This is a genomic window from Cupriavidus basilensis (assembly GCF_000876015.1).
GTDB lineage: Bacteria > Pseudomonadota > Gammaproteobacteria > Burkholderiales > Burkholderiaceae > Cupriavidus > Cupriavidus basilensis_B.
In genome coordinates, this window is the sequence record NZ_BBQM01000022.1 from 309,573 (window position 1) to 324,286 (window position 14,714).

14 protein-coding genes are annotated in these 14,714 nt (G+C 69.1%); 11 read left to right on the plus strand and 3 right to left on the minus strand.

Features of this window, described 5'->3' with window-relative positions:
• Window positions 1–27: 27 nt before the first annotated feature.
• Window positions 28–567, minus strand: coding sequence for a hypothetical protein (locus KF708C_RS24740; RefSeq protein ID WP_059413585.1), 540 nt, complete (start codon window positions 565–567; stop codon window positions 28–30).
• A gap of 345 nt (window positions 568–912) precedes the next feature.
• On the opposite strand from KF708C_RS24740, the gene KF708C_RS24745 reads away from it, so the two are divergent.
• The 4 genes from KF708C_RS24745 to KF708C_RS24760 all read left to right on the plus strand — a co-directional run bounded on the left by KF708C_RS24745 (window position 913) and on the right by KF708C_RS24760 (window position 5,054).
• Window positions 913–3,303 (plus strand): ATP-binding protein, encoded by a 2,391-nt coding sequence (locus KF708C_RS24745; RefSeq protein ID WP_059413586.1) that lies wholly within the window; start codon window positions 913–915, stop codon window positions 3,301–3,303.
• A gap of 25 nt (window positions 3,304–3,328) precedes the next feature.
• Complete coding sequence (locus tag KF708C_RS24750; RefSeq protein ID WP_059413587.1) at window positions 3,329–4,051, plus strand: methyl-accepting chemotaxis protein; 723 nt, start codon at window positions 3,329–3,331, stop codon at window positions 4,049–4,051.
• Window positions 4,052–4,114: 63 nt separating this feature from the next.
• Entirely contained in the window at window positions 4,115–4,666 is a 552-nt protein-coding gene (locus tag KF708C_RS24755; RefSeq protein WP_059413588.1) for a hypothetical protein, read from the plus strand.
• A gap of 22 nt (window positions 4,667–4,688) precedes the next feature.
• The gene (locus KF708C_RS24760; protein ID WP_029044314.1) at window positions 4,689–5,054 is read left to right on the plus strand and encodes a response regulator; all 366 of its coding nucleotides are present in this window, start codon (window positions 4,689–4,691) and stop codon (window positions 5,052–5,054) included.
• A 62-nt stretch (window positions 5,055–5,116) separates the two neighbouring features.
• Here the strand turns inward: KF708C_RS24760 and KF708C_RS24765 are convergent, their stop codons facing one another.
• The gene (locus KF708C_RS24765; RefSeq protein ID WP_020206369.1) at window positions 5,117–6,268 is read right to left on the minus strand and encodes a methyltransferase; all 1,152 of its coding nucleotides are present in this window, start codon (window positions 6,266–6,268) and stop codon (window positions 5,117–5,119) included.
• A 126-nt stretch (window positions 6,269–6,394) separates the two neighbouring features.
• Window positions 6,395–7,336 (minus strand): CysB family HTH-type transcriptional regulator, encoded by a 942-nt coding sequence (locus KF708C_RS24770; protein ID WP_020206370.1) that lies wholly within the window; start codon window positions 7,334–7,336, stop codon window positions 6,395–6,397.
• A gap of 155 nt (window positions 7,337–7,491) precedes the next feature.
• Here KF708C_RS24770 and KF708C_RS24775 point away from each other — a divergent pair, with 155 nt between their 5' ends.
• The 7 genes from KF708C_RS24775 (at window position 7,492) to cobA (ending at window position 14,645) form a co-directional block, all read left to right on the plus strand.
• Complete coding sequence (locus KF708C_RS24775) at window positions 7,492–8,265, plus strand: sulfite exporter TauE/SafE family protein (RefSeq protein WP_059413589.1); 774 nt, start codon at window positions 7,492–7,494, stop codon at window positions 8,263–8,265.
• Between the two features lie 46 nt (window positions 8,266–8,311).
• Window positions 8,312–9,991: a nitrite/sulfite reductase gene (locus KF708C_RS24780; RefSeq protein WP_059413590.1), complete on the plus strand. Its 1,680-nt coding sequence runs from the start codon at window positions 8,312–8,314 to the stop codon at window positions 9,989–9,991.
• An 18-nt stretch (window positions 9,992–10,009) separates the two neighbouring features.
• Window positions 10,010–10,594, plus strand: coding sequence for a DUF934 domain-containing protein (locus KF708C_RS24785; protein ID WP_020206373.1), 585 nt, complete (start codon window positions 10,010–10,012; stop codon window positions 10,592–10,594).
• Window positions 10,591–11,436, plus strand: coding sequence for a phosphoadenylyl-sulfate reductase (locus tag KF708C_RS24790; RefSeq protein ID WP_231586568.1), 846 nt, complete (start codon window positions 10,591–10,593; stop codon window positions 11,434–11,436). The genes KF708C_RS24785 and KF708C_RS24790 overlap by 4 nt, the downstream gene beginning before the upstream one ends.
• Before the next feature lie 13 nt (window positions 11,437–11,449).
• Window positions 11,450–12,412 (plus strand): sulfate adenylyltransferase subunit CysD, encoded by a 963-nt coding sequence (gene cysD / locus KF708C_RS24795; protein ID WP_020206375.1) that lies wholly within the window; start codon window positions 11,450–11,452, stop codon window positions 12,410–12,412.
• 138 nt (window positions 12,413–12,550) lie between these two features.
• Window positions 12,551–13,855: a sulfate adenylyltransferase subunit 1 gene (locus KF708C_RS24800; RefSeq protein WP_059413591.1), complete on the plus strand. Its 1,305-nt coding sequence runs from the start codon at window positions 12,551–12,553 to the stop codon at window positions 13,853–13,855.
• A 40-nt stretch (window positions 13,856–13,895) separates the two neighbouring features.
• Window positions 13,896–14,645: a uroporphyrinogen-III C-methyltransferase gene (gene cobA / locus KF708C_RS24805; RefSeq protein ID WP_059413592.1), complete on the plus strand. Its 750-nt coding sequence runs from the start codon at window positions 13,896–13,898 to the stop codon at window positions 14,643–14,645.
• Window positions 14,646–14,714: the final 69 nt, after the last annotated feature.

Here is a 14,714-nt window from a genome sequence, read left to right on the forward strand (position 1 = left end):
TCTGCGGGGTGACGCCGCGGGCGGTTTTCAGCCGAGCGGCAGCAGGTCCCGGAACGAGGCTTCGATGTGCGCCACCAGCGACGGGCTGGCGGTGTCGTTGAGCAGGACCTGGAAGGCGTCGAACACCAGTTCCACCGCGGCGCGGTCGGTGGCTTCGACGAGCCGCGCGCGCAGCGGGTGGTCCGCGGTGCCGAAGGTGCGCGCCATCACGTCCATCAGGTACATGCGCGCGGCGGCGAGGGAGCGTTTCCTGGCGGCTTCGGCGGGGGCGGGCGCGGGCGCCGGCGTTGCTGCCGGCGCGTGCTCGCGCGGTTGGGGCGGCGCGGCCTCGGCCCGGTCGCCCGCCGCGCGCGCCGCGAGCTGGACGAGGCCGCCTTCGATCAGCTGCGCGACGGCGCTGGCGTCGAGGCCGAGCTGACCGGCGCGGCTGACCATGTCGGCCATGCTGGTGCGGCCGTCGATCATGATCAGCAGCGCGCGGCTGCGCCGGTCGAGCGCGCCGGTCCGCTGCCCGAGTATCTCGCGTCCGGCTGCCGTTTTCTCCAGCAATCCAGCGTGATCTTGCATGGCTCGTCCTCCCCAGGATGGCGCCGAGGCTAGTGGCCGGAGGTGACAGCGGCATGACAGCGCGGCGCCGCGCCGGCGGGTGATGCCGGGCGCTGTCGGGTGCGCGCGGGCCTTGTCCGGCGCGCCGTGGCGGGTTGCGGGGCGGATGCGCGCGGCGCGGCGGTCGGGCGTGGACGTATCCCCCCACTTGTGGGGGGCGGCCGGGATGGGGCCCGCGCAACGGCGCGTCATCGCTCGGTCACACTCGTTTAGCAATAATCACTGCGCACGACTATACGTTCCGTTTAAAACGGGCAATTTTCCCTTTATATAGGGCTTGAAACGCTTGCAGACAGGGGCTTGAGCATGACCATCCGTCATCGCATTACGTTATTGGTTGTCCTGATGTTCGTGGCACTGGCGGCGATAGGCGGCTACGCCGTCTACCAGACCCGGGCCGGGGCTTCGGAGGTGAGGCAGGTGACGGAGGGCGTGGTGCCCAGCGCGCTGGCGTCCGCCGACGTGGTATCGCTGGTGAAGGATGTGCAGCTGGCCACGATGGCGCTGGTCTACGCGCCGGACGGCAACCTGGTGGCGCAGGCGCAGGACGAGCTCAAGGCCAAGGAAGCCGCGCTGCGCGAGGCGCTCGCGCGCCAGGCCAGGGGCGCCAACGGGCAGGCGCAGAAGGGCCTGCTGACGCAGGCCGGCGAGAGCCTGGACAACTACTTCGGCGCGATCAACGAGACCGCCGAGATGAAGGCGGCGGGCCGCAACGAGATCGCGCAGGCCTTCCTGTTCGCCAACGTGGCGCGCTATCGCGACGAGATGGAGAAGATCGTCGACACGCTGCGCGTGGAGAAGAACCGCGAGAAGGACGAGGCCATCAGCGGCCTGAACGGCAAGCTGGCGACCACCGCCACCGCCATCGGCGTGGTCAGCGGCGTGGCCATCGTCCTGCTGACGGCGATCGGCGCGCTGCTGTACCGGCAGATCACGCGCCCGCTCACGCGCATGCAGGCGATGATGAGCGAGATCGCCACCAGCCAGGACTTCACGCGGCGCGTGCCGGTGGGCCGCATGGACGAGATCGGCCATTCCATCGTGGCGTTCAACCAGATGATCGAGAAGATCCAGGAGAACGCCGCGCTGCTGCGCCAGAAGACCGCCGACATCCAGGCCATCCTGCAGAACATGCAGCAGGGCATCCTGACGGTGGTGGAGGGCGGCACGGTGCATCCCGAGTATTCGGTGTACCTGGAGCAGATCTTCGAGACGCCGGACATCGCCGGGCGCGACTTCATGCAGCTGGTGTTCGCCGGCACCGACCTGGGCGCGGACGCGCTGTCGCAGATCGACGCGGCGGTGGGCGCCTGCCTGGGGCAGGACGCCATCAACTTCGTGTTCAACCAGCACCTGCTGGCGGGCGAGGTGGCGCGGCGCATGCCGGACGGCCGCGTGAAGATGCTGGACCTGAGCTGGTCGGCCATCACCGACGACGCCGACACGGTGACGCGGCTGATGCTGTGCGTGCGCGACGTGACGCAGTTGCGCCAGCTCGCGGCCGAGGCCAGCGAGCAGCGCCGCAGCCTGGAGATCATCGGCGAGATCCTCGCGGTGAGCCAGGAGAAGTTCCACCAGTTCATCGAGAGCTCGACCACCTTCATCCACGAGAACGAGCGCATCATCCGCCAGTACTCGGAGGCGGACAGCGCCGCCATCGCCGCGCTGTTCCGCAACATGCACACCATCAAGGGCAACGCGCGCACCTACAACCTGCAGCACCTGACCGACGTGGTGCACGAGACCGAGCAGCGCTACGAATCGCTGCGCCAGTCCGACGAGGACAGCGCCTGGGACCAGGACAGCCTGATGCAGGAACTGGCGCGCGTGCGCGAGACGGTGGAGCGCTACGCCAGCATCAACGCGGTGAGCCTGGGCCGGCGCGGCCCGGGCCAGGGCGCCGGCCAGGGCGCGGCGCCGCTGCTGGCGGCCAGCAAGGAGCGCATCCGCGAAAGCCTGCGCCTGCTGGAAGCCGCGAACCCGGACAACCTGCACGACCTGGTGTCGATGCGCGCCGCGGTGCTGCGCACGCTGCGCCTGCTCGAGACCCAGAGCTTCGGCGAGGCGCTGGCCGGCGTGCTCGATTCGCTGCCGTCGCTGGCGGCCGAGCTGGGCAAGGAGGCGCCGGTGGTGCGCATCCAGGACAACGGCTACCGCGTGCACGAGGAGGCCGGCGCGCTGCTGGAGAACGTCTTCACGCACCTGCTGCGCAATGCCATCGACCACGGCATCGAGGCGGCCGAGGCGCGCCGCGCGCACGGCAAGCCGGGCGCGGGCCACATCGACATCGAGGTCGGCGTGGACCAGGACGTGCTGCAGATCACGCTGAGCGACGACGGCCGCGGCCTCGCGCTCGACCGCATCCGCCGCATCGCCGCCGAGCGCGGCTGGATCGGCGCCGGCGACGAGCTGGCCGACACGGCGCTCGCGCAGTTCATCTTCCGCCCGGGCTTTTCCACCGCGGCGGCCGTCACCGCGGTATCGGGGCGCGGGGTCGGCATGGATGCCGTGCACGACTTCCTGGCGCGCGCGCGGGGCAGCATCGAGCTGCGCTTCACCGACGACCGCGAGGGCGCTGCGTTCCGCCAGTTCCAGACCATCGTCTGCCTGCCGGACCGGCTCGCCGTGGACAGCGTCGCCATGCTGGCGGACGCCGCCGCCGGGCAGGCCGAGGCCTCGGCCGCCAACGCCATCTGACGCTGCTCAACGAGAGGAATTGCTTGTGATCGGACTGTATCTGTTGGCCGCCCTCGCGGGCGGCGTGGCAACCGCGGTGCCGGCGCTGCTGGCGCACCGCTTCTGCAAGGCGCGCGCGCTGGCGCGGCTGCGCGCCGACACCGAGGCGCGGCTCGACGCGCTGACCCGGGACGGCGCCGGGCAGCGCGAGCACGCCGCGCGCGCCGCGCAGGAAACCCAGGCGCTGCAGGCGCAGCTGCAGCAGCTGCGCGAGGAAGCGGCCCGCCGGGCCGAGGCCGCCGACGGCCAGCGCGCGGCGCTCAAGGCCGCGCAGGACGAGCGCGACCAGTGGGCCGGCCAGGCCCGCCGCATCGCCGACGAGGCCGGGCGCCTGCGCGGGCTGGCCGCCACCTTCGAGCGCTGGCACGAGCAGATGATCTCGCTGATGGCGCGCAACCAGGCCATGCACGAGCAGAACCAGGAACTGTCGTCGATCGTCAGGCACGTGGTGATCGTCTCGCTCAACGCCTCGATCGAGGCGGCGCGCGCGGGGCAGGTGGGACGCGGCTTCGCCGTGGTGGCCGGCGAGGTCCGGGAGCTGGCCGCGCGCTCGGAGGCGCTGTCCAAGAGCTACAGCGACAGCCTGCACCAGAACGACCTCACCACCACCGCCACGTTCCAGGACATCCAGGCCGGCGGCAAGATGATCACGGCGTCGCTGAGCAGCGTCGAGGCGCTGGCCAGCCAGTTCCATGCGCGGCTGCACTGAGCATGGACGGACGGGATCGGGCAATCGTCATCGGGCAATCGGCATCGGACAGCGGGCATCGACGTGATCAGTTCCAGCGCACAGCATAGTTTCGAACGCATTTTCCACCGCGCGGCGCAGTCGCGGCTGCCCGCGCAGGCCGGCGACGCCTGCGTCGTCACGCCCGCGCCGAAGGGCCTGGCCGGCGAGCGCGCGCATGGCCGGGCCGACGCGGAGGTGGTCGTGCTGACCATCTCGTCGGTGGTGTTCCGGCTGATGCTGGTCCTGCATTTCGAGGACGACGAGGCCACCCGTGCGTATTTCATGCCCGACGGCGCGCAGGGCGCGCTGCGCGAGGCCTTCGTGGAAACCGGCAACCTCTGCTGCGGGGCCATCAACCAGGACCTGCTGCGCCATTTCCCGGACCTGGGCATGTCGACGCCGTACGTGCTGAGCGCGCACTGCGTGCCGCACCTCGACGGCCTGAAGCCGGACTATCGCGCCGCGTACAACGTCTCGATCAACGGCACCGTGCAGCTTGGCGCGACGGTGTGCGTGTTTACGAGCGCGCCGCTCGACTTCGTGGCGGACGAAGACGCCGTCGAGGAAAGCGGCGGGGAACTAGAACTGTTCTGACCAAACAAGACAGGGGAAAAAAGTGGCAAAGATTCTCGTGGTGGATGACTCCGGCACCGTGCGCGACGAAGTGGCGGGCTTCCTGAGAAAGAACGGGCTGGAGGTCGACACCGCCGTGGACGGCAAGGACGGCCTGGCCAAGATGAAGGCGGGCTCCGGCATCCGGCTGGTGATCAGCGACGTCAACATGCCCAATATGGACGGCCTGACGATGGTGGAGAAGATCCGCGGCGAGCTCGGCAACAAGACCGTGAACATCGTCATGCTGACCACCGAAAGCAGCCCGGCCATGAAGGACCGCGGCAAGGCCGCCGGCGTCAAGGGCTGGATCGTCAAGCCGTTCAAGGGCGACGCGGTGCTGGACGCGTTCCGGAAACTGGCGGGCTAGGTACCCGGCCTGGGGCCGCCGGCGCGCGGCGACGCGCCCGGCGGCCTGCCGCGCTCAAGCGCTTACTTCACTCCCAGCCGCCACAGCGAAGTCACTTCCGCCGCGCGCGCCGCGTGCAGCGGATCGGCCGGGTCGGCGGCCTTCGGGTGGTGCGGCTTGACTTCCAGGCGCCCCAGCACCTTGAGGCCGGCGGCGTCGATCCAGCCCAGCAGCGCCTCGCGCGTGCGCAGGCCGAGGTGCTCGGCGAGGTCCGACAGCAGCAGCCAGCCTTCGCCGCCGGGTTCGAGGTGATCGGCCAGCCCCGCCAGGAAACCCTTGAGCATCTGGCTGTCCGGGTCGTACACGGCGTGCTCGATCGGGGAGTTGGCGCGCGCCGGCACCCACGGCGGGTTGCAGACCACCAGCGCGGCGCGGCCTTGCGGGAACAGGTCGGCCTCGATGACCTCGACCGGGCCGTCCGCGCGCAGGCGCTTGATGTTGTCGCGCGCGCAGGCCAGCGCGCGCGGGTCCTGGTCGGTGGCGATCACGCGCTTGACGCCGCGCTGGGCCAGCAGGGCCGCCAGCACGCCGGTGCCGGTGCCGATGTCGAAGGCCAGCTCGGCGGCCCCGGCGGGCAGCTGGGCCTTGGCCACGAGGTCGATGTATTCGCCGCGCACCGGCGAGAACACGCCGTAATAGGGATGGATGCGCTCGCCCAGCGCGGGGATCTCCACGCCCTTCTTGCGCCATTCGTGCGCGCCGATCAGGCCGAGCAGTTCGCGCATGGTGGCCACGTAGGGCGCGTCGGCCTCACCGTGGGCTTCCAGGCAGGCTTCGCGCACGTCGGGCGCGCGGCGCAGCGGCACGCTGTGGTCGGCCTCGAACGGCAGCAGCAGCATGCCGAGCGTGCGGGCGCGCTGGGACTGGGCCTGGCGGTGCAGGTGGAACGCCTCGGTGGCGGTGGGCTTGGCCTGGCCCTTGTTGCGGTGCGCCTTCTTGGGCTTGTCGGCGCGCCGGGCCAGCGCCTGCAGTAGCTGGCGGGCGTTCTGGAAGTCGCCGCGCCAGAGCAGGCCGGTGCCTTCGCAGGCCAGCCGGTAGGCGGTGTCGGCGCTGGTGGTGTCGTCGGCGACGACCACGCGCCTGGGCGGCGGCATATTGGATTCGGAGCGCCAGTTGGCGCTGCGTTCTTCGCCGTCTTCGGTCCAGTGGATGGTGCTTTGTACTTGATTCGTCATATCGGGTTCAGGCCAGGTTCGGTAAGCCGGCCCCGCGCGGGGAGCAGGAGCGGAGGCGGGGATCGGCAGGGCGCGCCAGGCCGGGGCGCGCCGCCGGCACCGGGCGGGCCGGTGCCGTTGGGGAAATCAGAGTTCGTAGGCTTCGTGGTCGCCGGACATGGCCTGCTCCACCAGCTTGCGGTTCAGCGTGGGCGAGAACAGCTCGATGAAGGTATACACGAAGCTGCGCAGGTAGGCGCCCTGCTTGACCGCCAGGTGCGTCACGTTGGTGCCGAACAGGTGGCCGGCGGGAATGCCGCGCAGGTTGCGGTCGCGCTCGGCGTCGTAGGCCAGCCCGGCCACGATGCCGATGCCCAGGCCGATCTCCACGTAGGTCTTGATGACGTCCGCGTCGATGGCCTCGAGGATGATGTCCGGCTCCAGGTGGCGCAGCTCGAAGGCCTTGTTGATCTTGGGCCGGCCGGCGAAGTTGAGGTCGTAGGTGATGATGGGGTAGGCCATCAGGTCTTCCAGCGCCAGGTGCTTCTTTTCCAGCAGCGGGTGGTCGGGTGGCGTGACCACCACATGCTGCCACTGGTAGCCGGGCAGCGAGACCAGGTTCTTGTCCGCCGAGATGCCCTCGGTGGCGATGGCGAGGTCGGCCTGGTCGTGCAGCACCATGTCGGCGATCTGGCTCGGGTTGCCCTGCTGTATCGAAAGGCGCACCTTGGGGTAGCGCTTGGTGAACTCGGCGATCACGCGCGGCAGCGCGTAGCGCGCCTGCGTGTGGGTGGTGGCGATGGTGAAGTTGCCCTGGTCCTGCGCGGCGTAGTCCTTGCCCACGCGCTTGAGGCTCTCCACTTCCTGCAGGATCTTCTCCACCGACACCAGGATGCGCCGGCCCGGCTCGGTCAGGCTGCGGATGCGCTTGCCGTGGCGCGTGAAGATGTCCACGCCGAGCTCTTCCTCGAGCTCGATGATGGCCTTGGATACGCCTGGCTGTGATGTGTAGAGCGCTTTTGCGGCTTCGGTCAGGTTGTAGTTCTGACGTACTGCCTCACGCACAAAGCGGAACTGGTGCAGATTCATATAACTGGTGTCGTATAAACAAACAACTTCTTATTAGTTTGAGATATGAGGCCAGTTTATTACGATTCTCGGACTTTGTTAACGAATGGTCGGATTCTCCGCGCGCGCCTGGCTTCCCGGCGGCCCGCGGCGCTCACCGGCCCGGCGCGCGCCCCATGTCCCTTGCCTATACCGTTTCCGGTCTGCTAGTAGGCGTCCTCGTCGGTCTGACCGGGGTGGGAGGGGGCTCGCTCATGACGCCGCTGCTCACGCTGATGTTCGGCTTCTCGCCGGCCACCGCGGTGGGCACCGACCTCGCTTTCGCCTCCATCACCAAGGGTTTCGGCACGCTCGCGCACCGCGCGCACGGCCACGTGCAGTGGCAGGTGGTGCGCCGCCTGTGCATCGGCAGCCTGCCCGCGGCGGCGGCGGCCATCCTGGTGCTCAAGAGCGCCGGCGAGCTGAACGCGCAGTGGCTGTACGCGATCCGCATGGCCATCGGCGTGTCCGTGATCCTGACCGTGCTGTCGCTGCTGTTCCGCAGGCAGATGCTGGACTGGCTGGCCCGCAACCCGCGCTTCCACCTCCAGGGCCGCGCCCAGGCCGTGGCCACCGTGCTGGTTGGCGCCGTGATCGGCGTGCTGGTGACGGTGTCCTCGATCGGCGCCGGTGCCGTGGGTGCCACCCTGATCCTGCTGCTCTACCCGAAGATGAAGCCGGCCGAAGTGGCCGGCACCGACATTGCCTACGCCGTGCCGCTCACGGCGCTGGCCGGGCTGGGCCACGTGTGGCTCGGCACCGTGGACTGGAATCTGTTGCTGTCGCTGCTGGTGGGCTCGATCCCCGGCATCTGGCTGGGCGCGCAATTGTCGCGGGCGCTGCCCGAGCGGCTGGTGCGCGCCGCGCTGGCAACCACGCTGACGCTGGTCGCCATCAAGCTCGTCTCCTGAATTCAACGCCTTACCGCATACACCGAATACTGAACGGACCCACACCATGTATCAGTACGACCAATACGACCAGCGCATCGTCAACGAGCGCGTGGCCCAGTTCCGCGACCAGGTGCGCCGCCGCGTCTCCGGCGAGCTGAGCGAGGAAGAGTTCCTGCCGCTGCGGCTGCAGAACGGCCTGTACATGCAGCGCCATGCCTACATGCTGCGCGTGGCGATTCCGTACGGCCTGCTGTCGAGCAGGCAGATGCGCATGCTGGCCCACATCGCGCGCACCTACGACCGCGGCTACGGCCATTTCTCCACCCGCCAGAACATCCAGTACAACTGGATGGACCTGGAGCGCGTGCCCGACGTGCTGGCCGACCTCGCCAGCGTGGAAATGCACGGCATCCAGACCTCGGGCAACTGCGTGCGCAACATCACCACCGACCAGTTCGCCGGCGTCGCGCCGGACGAGTCGCTGGACCCGCGCGTGCTGGCCGAGCTGCTGCGCCAGTGGAGCACGTTCCAGCCGGAATTCGCCTTCCTGCCGCGCAAGTTCAAGATCGCCATCACCGCCGCGGCCGACGACCGCGCGGTGGTGCAGATGCACGACATCGGCATCCACGCCTACCGGAACGCCGACGGCGAGACGCGCCTGCGCATCCTGGCCGGCGGCGGCCTGGGCCGCACCCCGATCCTCGGTTCGGTGATCAAGGAAGACCTGCCCTGGCAGCACCTGCTGTCGTATGTGGAATCGGCCATCCGCGTGTACAACCGTTATGGCCGCCGCGACAACAAGTACAAGGCGCGCATCAAGATCCTGGTCAAGGCCATCGGCGTGGAGAAGTTCGCGCAGGAAGTCGAGGAAGAATGGCAGTTCAGCAAGGACGGCCCCGCCACCATCACGCAGGCCGAGTTCGACCGCGTGGCGCAGTACTTCGCGCCGCCCGCCTACGACAAGCTGGCCGACACCGACGCTTCCTATGAAAAGCACCTGCTGGACGACAAGGCCTTCGCCCGCTGGGTGAGCCGCAGCGTGCATCCGCACAAGGTGCCGGGCTACGCGGCGGTGACGCTGTCGACCAAGCCGGGCGTGGTCTCGCCCCCGGGCGACGCCACCGACGCGCAGATCGAGCTGGTGGCCGACCTCGCCGACCGCTACGGCTACGGCGAGCTGCGCGTGGCGCACGAGCAGAACCTGGTGCTGCCGGACGTGAAGAAGCGCGACCTGCACGCGCTGTGGCAGGAAGCCAGGAAGGCCGGTCTGGCCACCGCCAACGTGGGCCTGCTGACCGACATCATCGCCTGCCCGGGCGGCGACTTCTGCTCGCTGGCCAACGCCAAGTCGATCCCCATCGCGCTGGCCATCCAGCAGCGCTTCGATGACCTCGACTACGTGCACGACCTCGGCGAGATCTCGCTGAACATCTCGGGCTGCATCAACGCCTGCGGCCACCACCACATCGGCAACATCGGCGTGCTGGGCGTCGACAAGGACGGCGAGGAGTGGTACCAGGTCACGCTCGGCGGCGCGCAGGGCAACGCCAGCGCCATCGGCAAGGTGATCGGCCCGTCGTTCAAGGCCGAGGAAATGCCCGACGTGGTGTCGCGCATCATCGACACCTTCGTGGCCAGCCGCCACGAGGACGAACGCTTCATCGACGTGCTGGGCCGCGTCGGCATCGCGCCGTTCAAGGAACGCGTCTATGCGGACAAGCAGCGCGAACGCGCCGAAGCCTGAGCACCGGAGAAACACGACATGGCAAAGATCATTCAACTGCAACGCGGCGCGCAAGGCACCAACCCCGTGCCGGTCATCCTCGACGATGCCTGGACCGTGCTGCGCGGCGCCGAAGGCCAGCCGCTGACCGACGAGCAGATCGCCGCCGCGGCGCAGGGCAAGGACCACGTGCTGTTCCCGCTCGCCGCGTGGCTCGCGCACAAGGACGGCGTGCTGGCCGGCCGCGCGGCCGACATCACCGGCGTGTGGCTGGCGCCCGAGGACGAGCCCGCCGACGCGCAGGCCGCGTTCGCCAGCGTGTCCGTGGTGGCGGTGGACTTCCCGGTGTTCCGCGACGGCCGCGGCTTCTCCACCGCCTACCTGCTGCGCACGCGCTACCACTGGGCCGGGCAGCTGCGCGCCATCGGCGACGTGCTGCGCGACCAGCTCAACTTCATGAAGCGCTGCGGCTTCGACACCTTCGCCGTGCGCGCCGACAAGAACATCGAGGACGCCATCAAGGGCTTCACGGAATTCACCGTGGCCTATCAGGCATCGGTGGACGAGCCGCTGCCGCTGTTCCGCCGCAACCGCGCCGAAGCGCTGGGCAGGGAAACGGCATGAACGGGATCTCCATCGTGGAGGTGCCGGTGAGCGTGCCGTCGCCGCGCGCCGATGCGCCCGAGGCCGAGGCTTCGCTGTCGTCGCTTTCGCCGCTGCGCCCGCCCGTGCTGTGGACGGCGCCCGAATACACCGGCAGCATCGCCGACCTCGAAGCCAAGGAGCGCGAGCTGGGCCAGCGCCTGGCCGGCATCGCCGGGCGCTTCTTCCGCGCGCGCTTCGCCTCCAGCCTGGCCGCCGAGGACATGGTCGTGACCGACGCCATCCTGCGCGGCGGCGAAGCCGTGCGCGCCGGCATCCGCGTGTTCACGCTGCAGACCGGCCGCCTGCACGCCGAGACGCTGGCCGTGCTGGACGCGGTCAAGGCGCACTACGGCTACGACATCGAGCAGTTCACGCCGGACGCCGAGGCCATCGAGAACTACCTGAAGAAGAACGGCCTGAACGCCATCTACGACAGCGTGGACCTGCGCAAGAGCTGCTGCGGCATCCGCAAGGTGGAGCCGCTGAACCGCGCGCTGTCGCACGCCGACGCCTGGCTGACCGGCCAGCGCCGCGAGCAGGCGGTCACGCGCGCCGAGCTGCCGCTCGAGGAAATCGACGAGGCGCGCGGCATCCCCAAGTTCAACCCGCTGGCCGACTGGACCGAGGCCGAGGTGTGGGCCTACCTGAAGCGCCACGGCGTGCCGGTCAACGCGCTGCATGCCAAGGGCTATCCCAGCATCGGCTGCGAGCCGTGTACGCGCGCGGTGCGCGCCGGCGAGGATGTGCGCGCCGGGCGGTGGTGGTGGGAAAGCCGCGACTCGAAAGAGTGCGGGCTACACGAACAGAACATCAAGCATTGAGGCCGAGAACGACATGGGCATCATGAACGAACTGAAGGGCGCGCCGGACGTGGCGCACCTGCTGCAGGTACAGAACGACCATCTCGACAAGCTCGAGGCGGAATCCATCTACATCATCCGCGAGGTGGTGGCGGAGTGCCGCAACCCGGCCCTGCTGTTCTCGGGCGGCAAGGATTCCATCGTCATGCTGCACCTGGCGCTCAAGGCCTTCCGCCTCGGCGAGCGCAAGACCGAGCTGCCGTTCCCGCTGGTGCACATCGACACCGGCCACAACTATCCGGAAGTGATCGCCTTCCGCGACCAGCGCGTGGCCGAGCTCGGCGCGCGCCTGGTGGTGGGCCACGTGGAAGACTCGATCAAGCGCGGCACCGTGCGCCTGCGCAAGGAAACCGACTCGCGCAACGCGGCCCAGGCCGTGACGCTGCTGGAAACCATCGAGGCGCACAAGTACGACGCGCTGATGGGCGGCGCCCGCCGCGACGAGGAAAAGGCGCGCGCCAAGGAACGCATCTTCTCGTTCCGCGACGAGTTCGGCCAGTGGGACCCCAAGGCCCAGCGCCCCGAGCTGTGGAGCCTGTACAACGCCCGCATGGCGCCCGGCGAGCAGATGCGCGTGTTCCCGATCTCCAACTGGACCGAGCTGGACGTGTGGCAGTACATCGCCCGCGAGGAGCTGGCGCTGCCGCCGATCTACTACGCGCACGAGCGCGAAGTGGTGCGCAAGAACGGCCTGCTGGTGCCGGTCACGCCGATCACGCCCAAGCAGGACGGCGACGTGAGCGAAGTGCTGTCGGTGCGCTTCCGCACCGTGGGCGACATCAGCTGCACCTGCCCGGTGGCCAGCGTGGCGGCCTCGCCGATCGAGATCATCGCCGAGACGGCCGTGACCGAGATCACCGAGCGCGGCGCCACGCGCATGGACGACCAGACCAGCGAAGCGTCGATGGAACGCCGCAAGAAAGAAGGCTACTTCTGACACCGGACGCATACGCGGGCACATCGCGCCGTTGCGCGGGTGCCCGTGCACCGATGCACACGTCGCCCCCGCGCGCCTGACGCCGCCTCCCGCATCTGCGCCGGAGCGAGCGCCCCGGGGGAAACAAAGGATCTGAACATGAGCAACCAAGCATCACACCAAGGCCTGCTGCGCTTCATCACCGCCGGCTCGGTCGACGACGGCAAGAGCACGCTGATCGGCCGCCTGCTGTACGACAGCAAGGCCGTATTGTCGGACCAGCTGACCGCGCTGACCAATGCCAAGAACAAGCGCACCGCCGGCGAGCAGATCGATTTCTCGCTGCTGACCGACGGCCTCGAGGCCGAGCGCGAGCAGGGCATCACCATCGACGTGGCCTACCGCTACTTCTCCACCGCGCGCCGCAAGTTCATCATCGCGGACACGCCGGGGCACGAGCAGTACACCCGCAACATGGTGACGGGCGCGTCCACCGCGCATGCCGCCATCGTGCTGGTCGACGCCACCCGCGTGAGCGTGAACGACGGCCGCGCCGAGCTGCTGGCCCAGACCAAGCGCCATTCGGCCATCCTCAAGCTGCTGGAGATCCAGCACGTGATCGTGGCCATCAACAAGATGGACCTGATCGAGTACAGCGAGGAGCGCTTCGACCAGATCCGCAACGCCTACACCGAGCTGGCCGGCCAGCTCGGCCTCAAGGACGTGCGCTACGTGCCGGTCTCGGCGCTGCGCGGCGACAACATCGTGCACGCCAGCCAGGCCATGCCGTGGTACGCCGGCGAGCCGCTGCTGCCGCTGCTCGAAGCGCTGCCGGTGGAAGAGCCCGCGCCCGAGGGCGACGCCGCGCTGCGTTTCCCGGTGCAGCTGGTGATCCGCCAGGACGGCGCCCAGGCCGACGATTTCCGCGGCTACGCCGGCCGCGTCGAGGCCGGCACCGTGCGCGTGGGCCAGAAGCTGCGCGTGCTGCCCGCCAACCGCGACGCGGTGGTGGCCGAGGTGCTCACGCCCAACGGCGTGGCGGAAGCGGCCAGCGTGGGCGAGACCGTCACGGTGCGCCTGTCCGAGGACGTGGATGTATCACGCGGTGACATGTTCGTCGCCGCCGGCGCGGACAGCGTCTCGGCCAAGAAGCTGACCGCCGACCTGTGCTGGTTCGACGACGAATCGCTCAACCCGGCGCGCAAGTACGTGCTCAAGCACACCACGGCCACCGTGTTCGCGCGCGTGGCGTCGGTGGACCGCGTGCTGGACGTGCACACGCTGTCGCACGAGACCGGCCGCCGCGACATCCGCCTCAACGACATCGGCTCGGTGCAGCTCTCGCTGCAGAAGCCCATCGTGTGCGATGCCTACGGCGATAACCCGGCCACCGGCGCGTTCGTGCTGATCGACGAAGCCACCAACCACACGGTGGCGGCGGGCATGATCCGTGCATTCGCCTGAGCGGGTATCGGACAAGCAGGCGAAGGTCAAGGAGCAAGTCATGGGCAAGGTCTATCTGATCGGCGCGGGTCCCGGCGCCGCGGACCTCATTACGGTGCGCGGTGCACGGCTTTTGGGCGAAGCCCAGGTGGTGCTGCACGACGCGCTGGTGTCGCCCGAGATGCTGGCGTGGTGCCCGCAGGCGCAACTGGTGGAAGTCGGCAAGCGCTGCGGCCAGCGCTCCACCGCGCAGTTGTTCATCAACCGCCAGATCGTCGACATGGCCGGCAAGCATGAGCGCGTGGTCCGCCTCAAGGGCGGCGACCCGATGCTGTTCGGCCGCGCCGACGAGGAACTGCAGGCGCTGGAGGCAGCCGGCATCGAGTACGAGATCGTGCCCGGCATCACCGCCGCGCTGGCGGCCGCGTCCGCCATCCGCAAGCCGCTGACCAAGCGCGGCGTGGCGCGCAGCGTCGCCTTCGCCACGCAGAGCAAGGCCGCCGACACCGTCGACGTGGAAGCCGACGTGAAGGCCGATACGCTGGTGTACTACATGGGGCGCGACCAGGCGGCGGCCATCGCCGCGCAGCTCATTGCCCACGGCAAGCCGGCCTCCACCCCCGCGTGGGTGGTCGAGGCGGCCACCTCGCCGCGCCAGCGCAGCCGGGAGTTCACGCTGCGGCAGATGGCGGCGGGCGAGGCGGCAGCGTGGATTGATCCGTCGCAGCCCAGTTTGTTGATGATCGGGGAGGCGTTGGGGAGGAGGGGGACAGAGGGGTTGCGGGTGGAGGGGGTTACGCGGGCGGCATAGGGGGGTTGGGGTTTTTGCTTCAACTTCAACTGCTTAACGTCGAAGTCAAAAGCTTAAAGTCAAAGGCTT

What these genes read in the sequence shown, in the direction of transcription:
- KF708C_RS24740 (WP_059413585.1), bottom strand. Translation starts at nt 567, where the DNA reads ATGCAAGATCACGCTGGATTGCTGGAGAAAACGGCAGCCGGACGCGAG.
- KF708C_RS24745 (WP_059413586.1), top strand. Translation starts at nt 913, where the DNA reads ATGACCATCCGTCATCGCATTACGTTATTGGTTGTCCTGATGTTCGTG.
- KF708C_RS24765 (WP_020206369.1), bottom strand. Translation starts at nt 6,268, where the DNA reads ATGACGAATCAAGTACAAAGCACCATCCACTGGACCGAAGACGGCGAA.
- KF708C_RS24770 (WP_020206370.1), bottom strand. Translation starts at nt 7,336, where the DNA reads ATGAATCTGCACCAGTTCCGCTTTGTGCGTGAGGCAGTACGTCAGAAC.
- KF708C_RS24775 (WP_059413589.1), top strand. Translation starts at nt 7,492, where the DNA reads ATGTCCCTTGCCTATACCGTTTCCGGTCTGCTAGTAGGCGTCCTCGTC.
- KF708C_RS24780 (WP_059413590.1), top strand. Translation starts at nt 8,312, where the DNA reads ATGTATCAGTACGACCAATACGACCAGCGCATCGTCAACGAGCGCGTG.
- KF708C_RS24785 (WP_020206373.1), top strand. Translation starts at nt 10,010, where the DNA reads ATGGCAAAGATCATTCAACTGCAACGCGGCGCGCAAGGCACCAACCCC.
- KF708C_RS24790 (WP_231586568.1), top strand. Translation starts at nt 10,591, where the DNA reads ATGAACGGGATCTCCATCGTGGAGGTGCCGGTGAGCGTGCCGTCGCCG.
- cysD (WP_020206375.1), top strand. Translation starts at nt 11,450, where the DNA reads ATGGGCATCATGAACGAACTGAAGGGCGCGCCGGACGTGGCGCACCTG.
- KF708C_RS24800 (WP_059413591.1), top strand. Translation starts at nt 12,551, where the DNA reads ATGAGCAACCAAGCATCACACCAAGGCCTGCTGCGCTTCATCACCGCC.
- cobA (WP_059413592.1), top strand. Translation starts at nt 13,896, where the DNA reads ATGGGCAAGGTCTATCTGATCGGCGCGGGTCCCGGCGCCGCGGACCTC.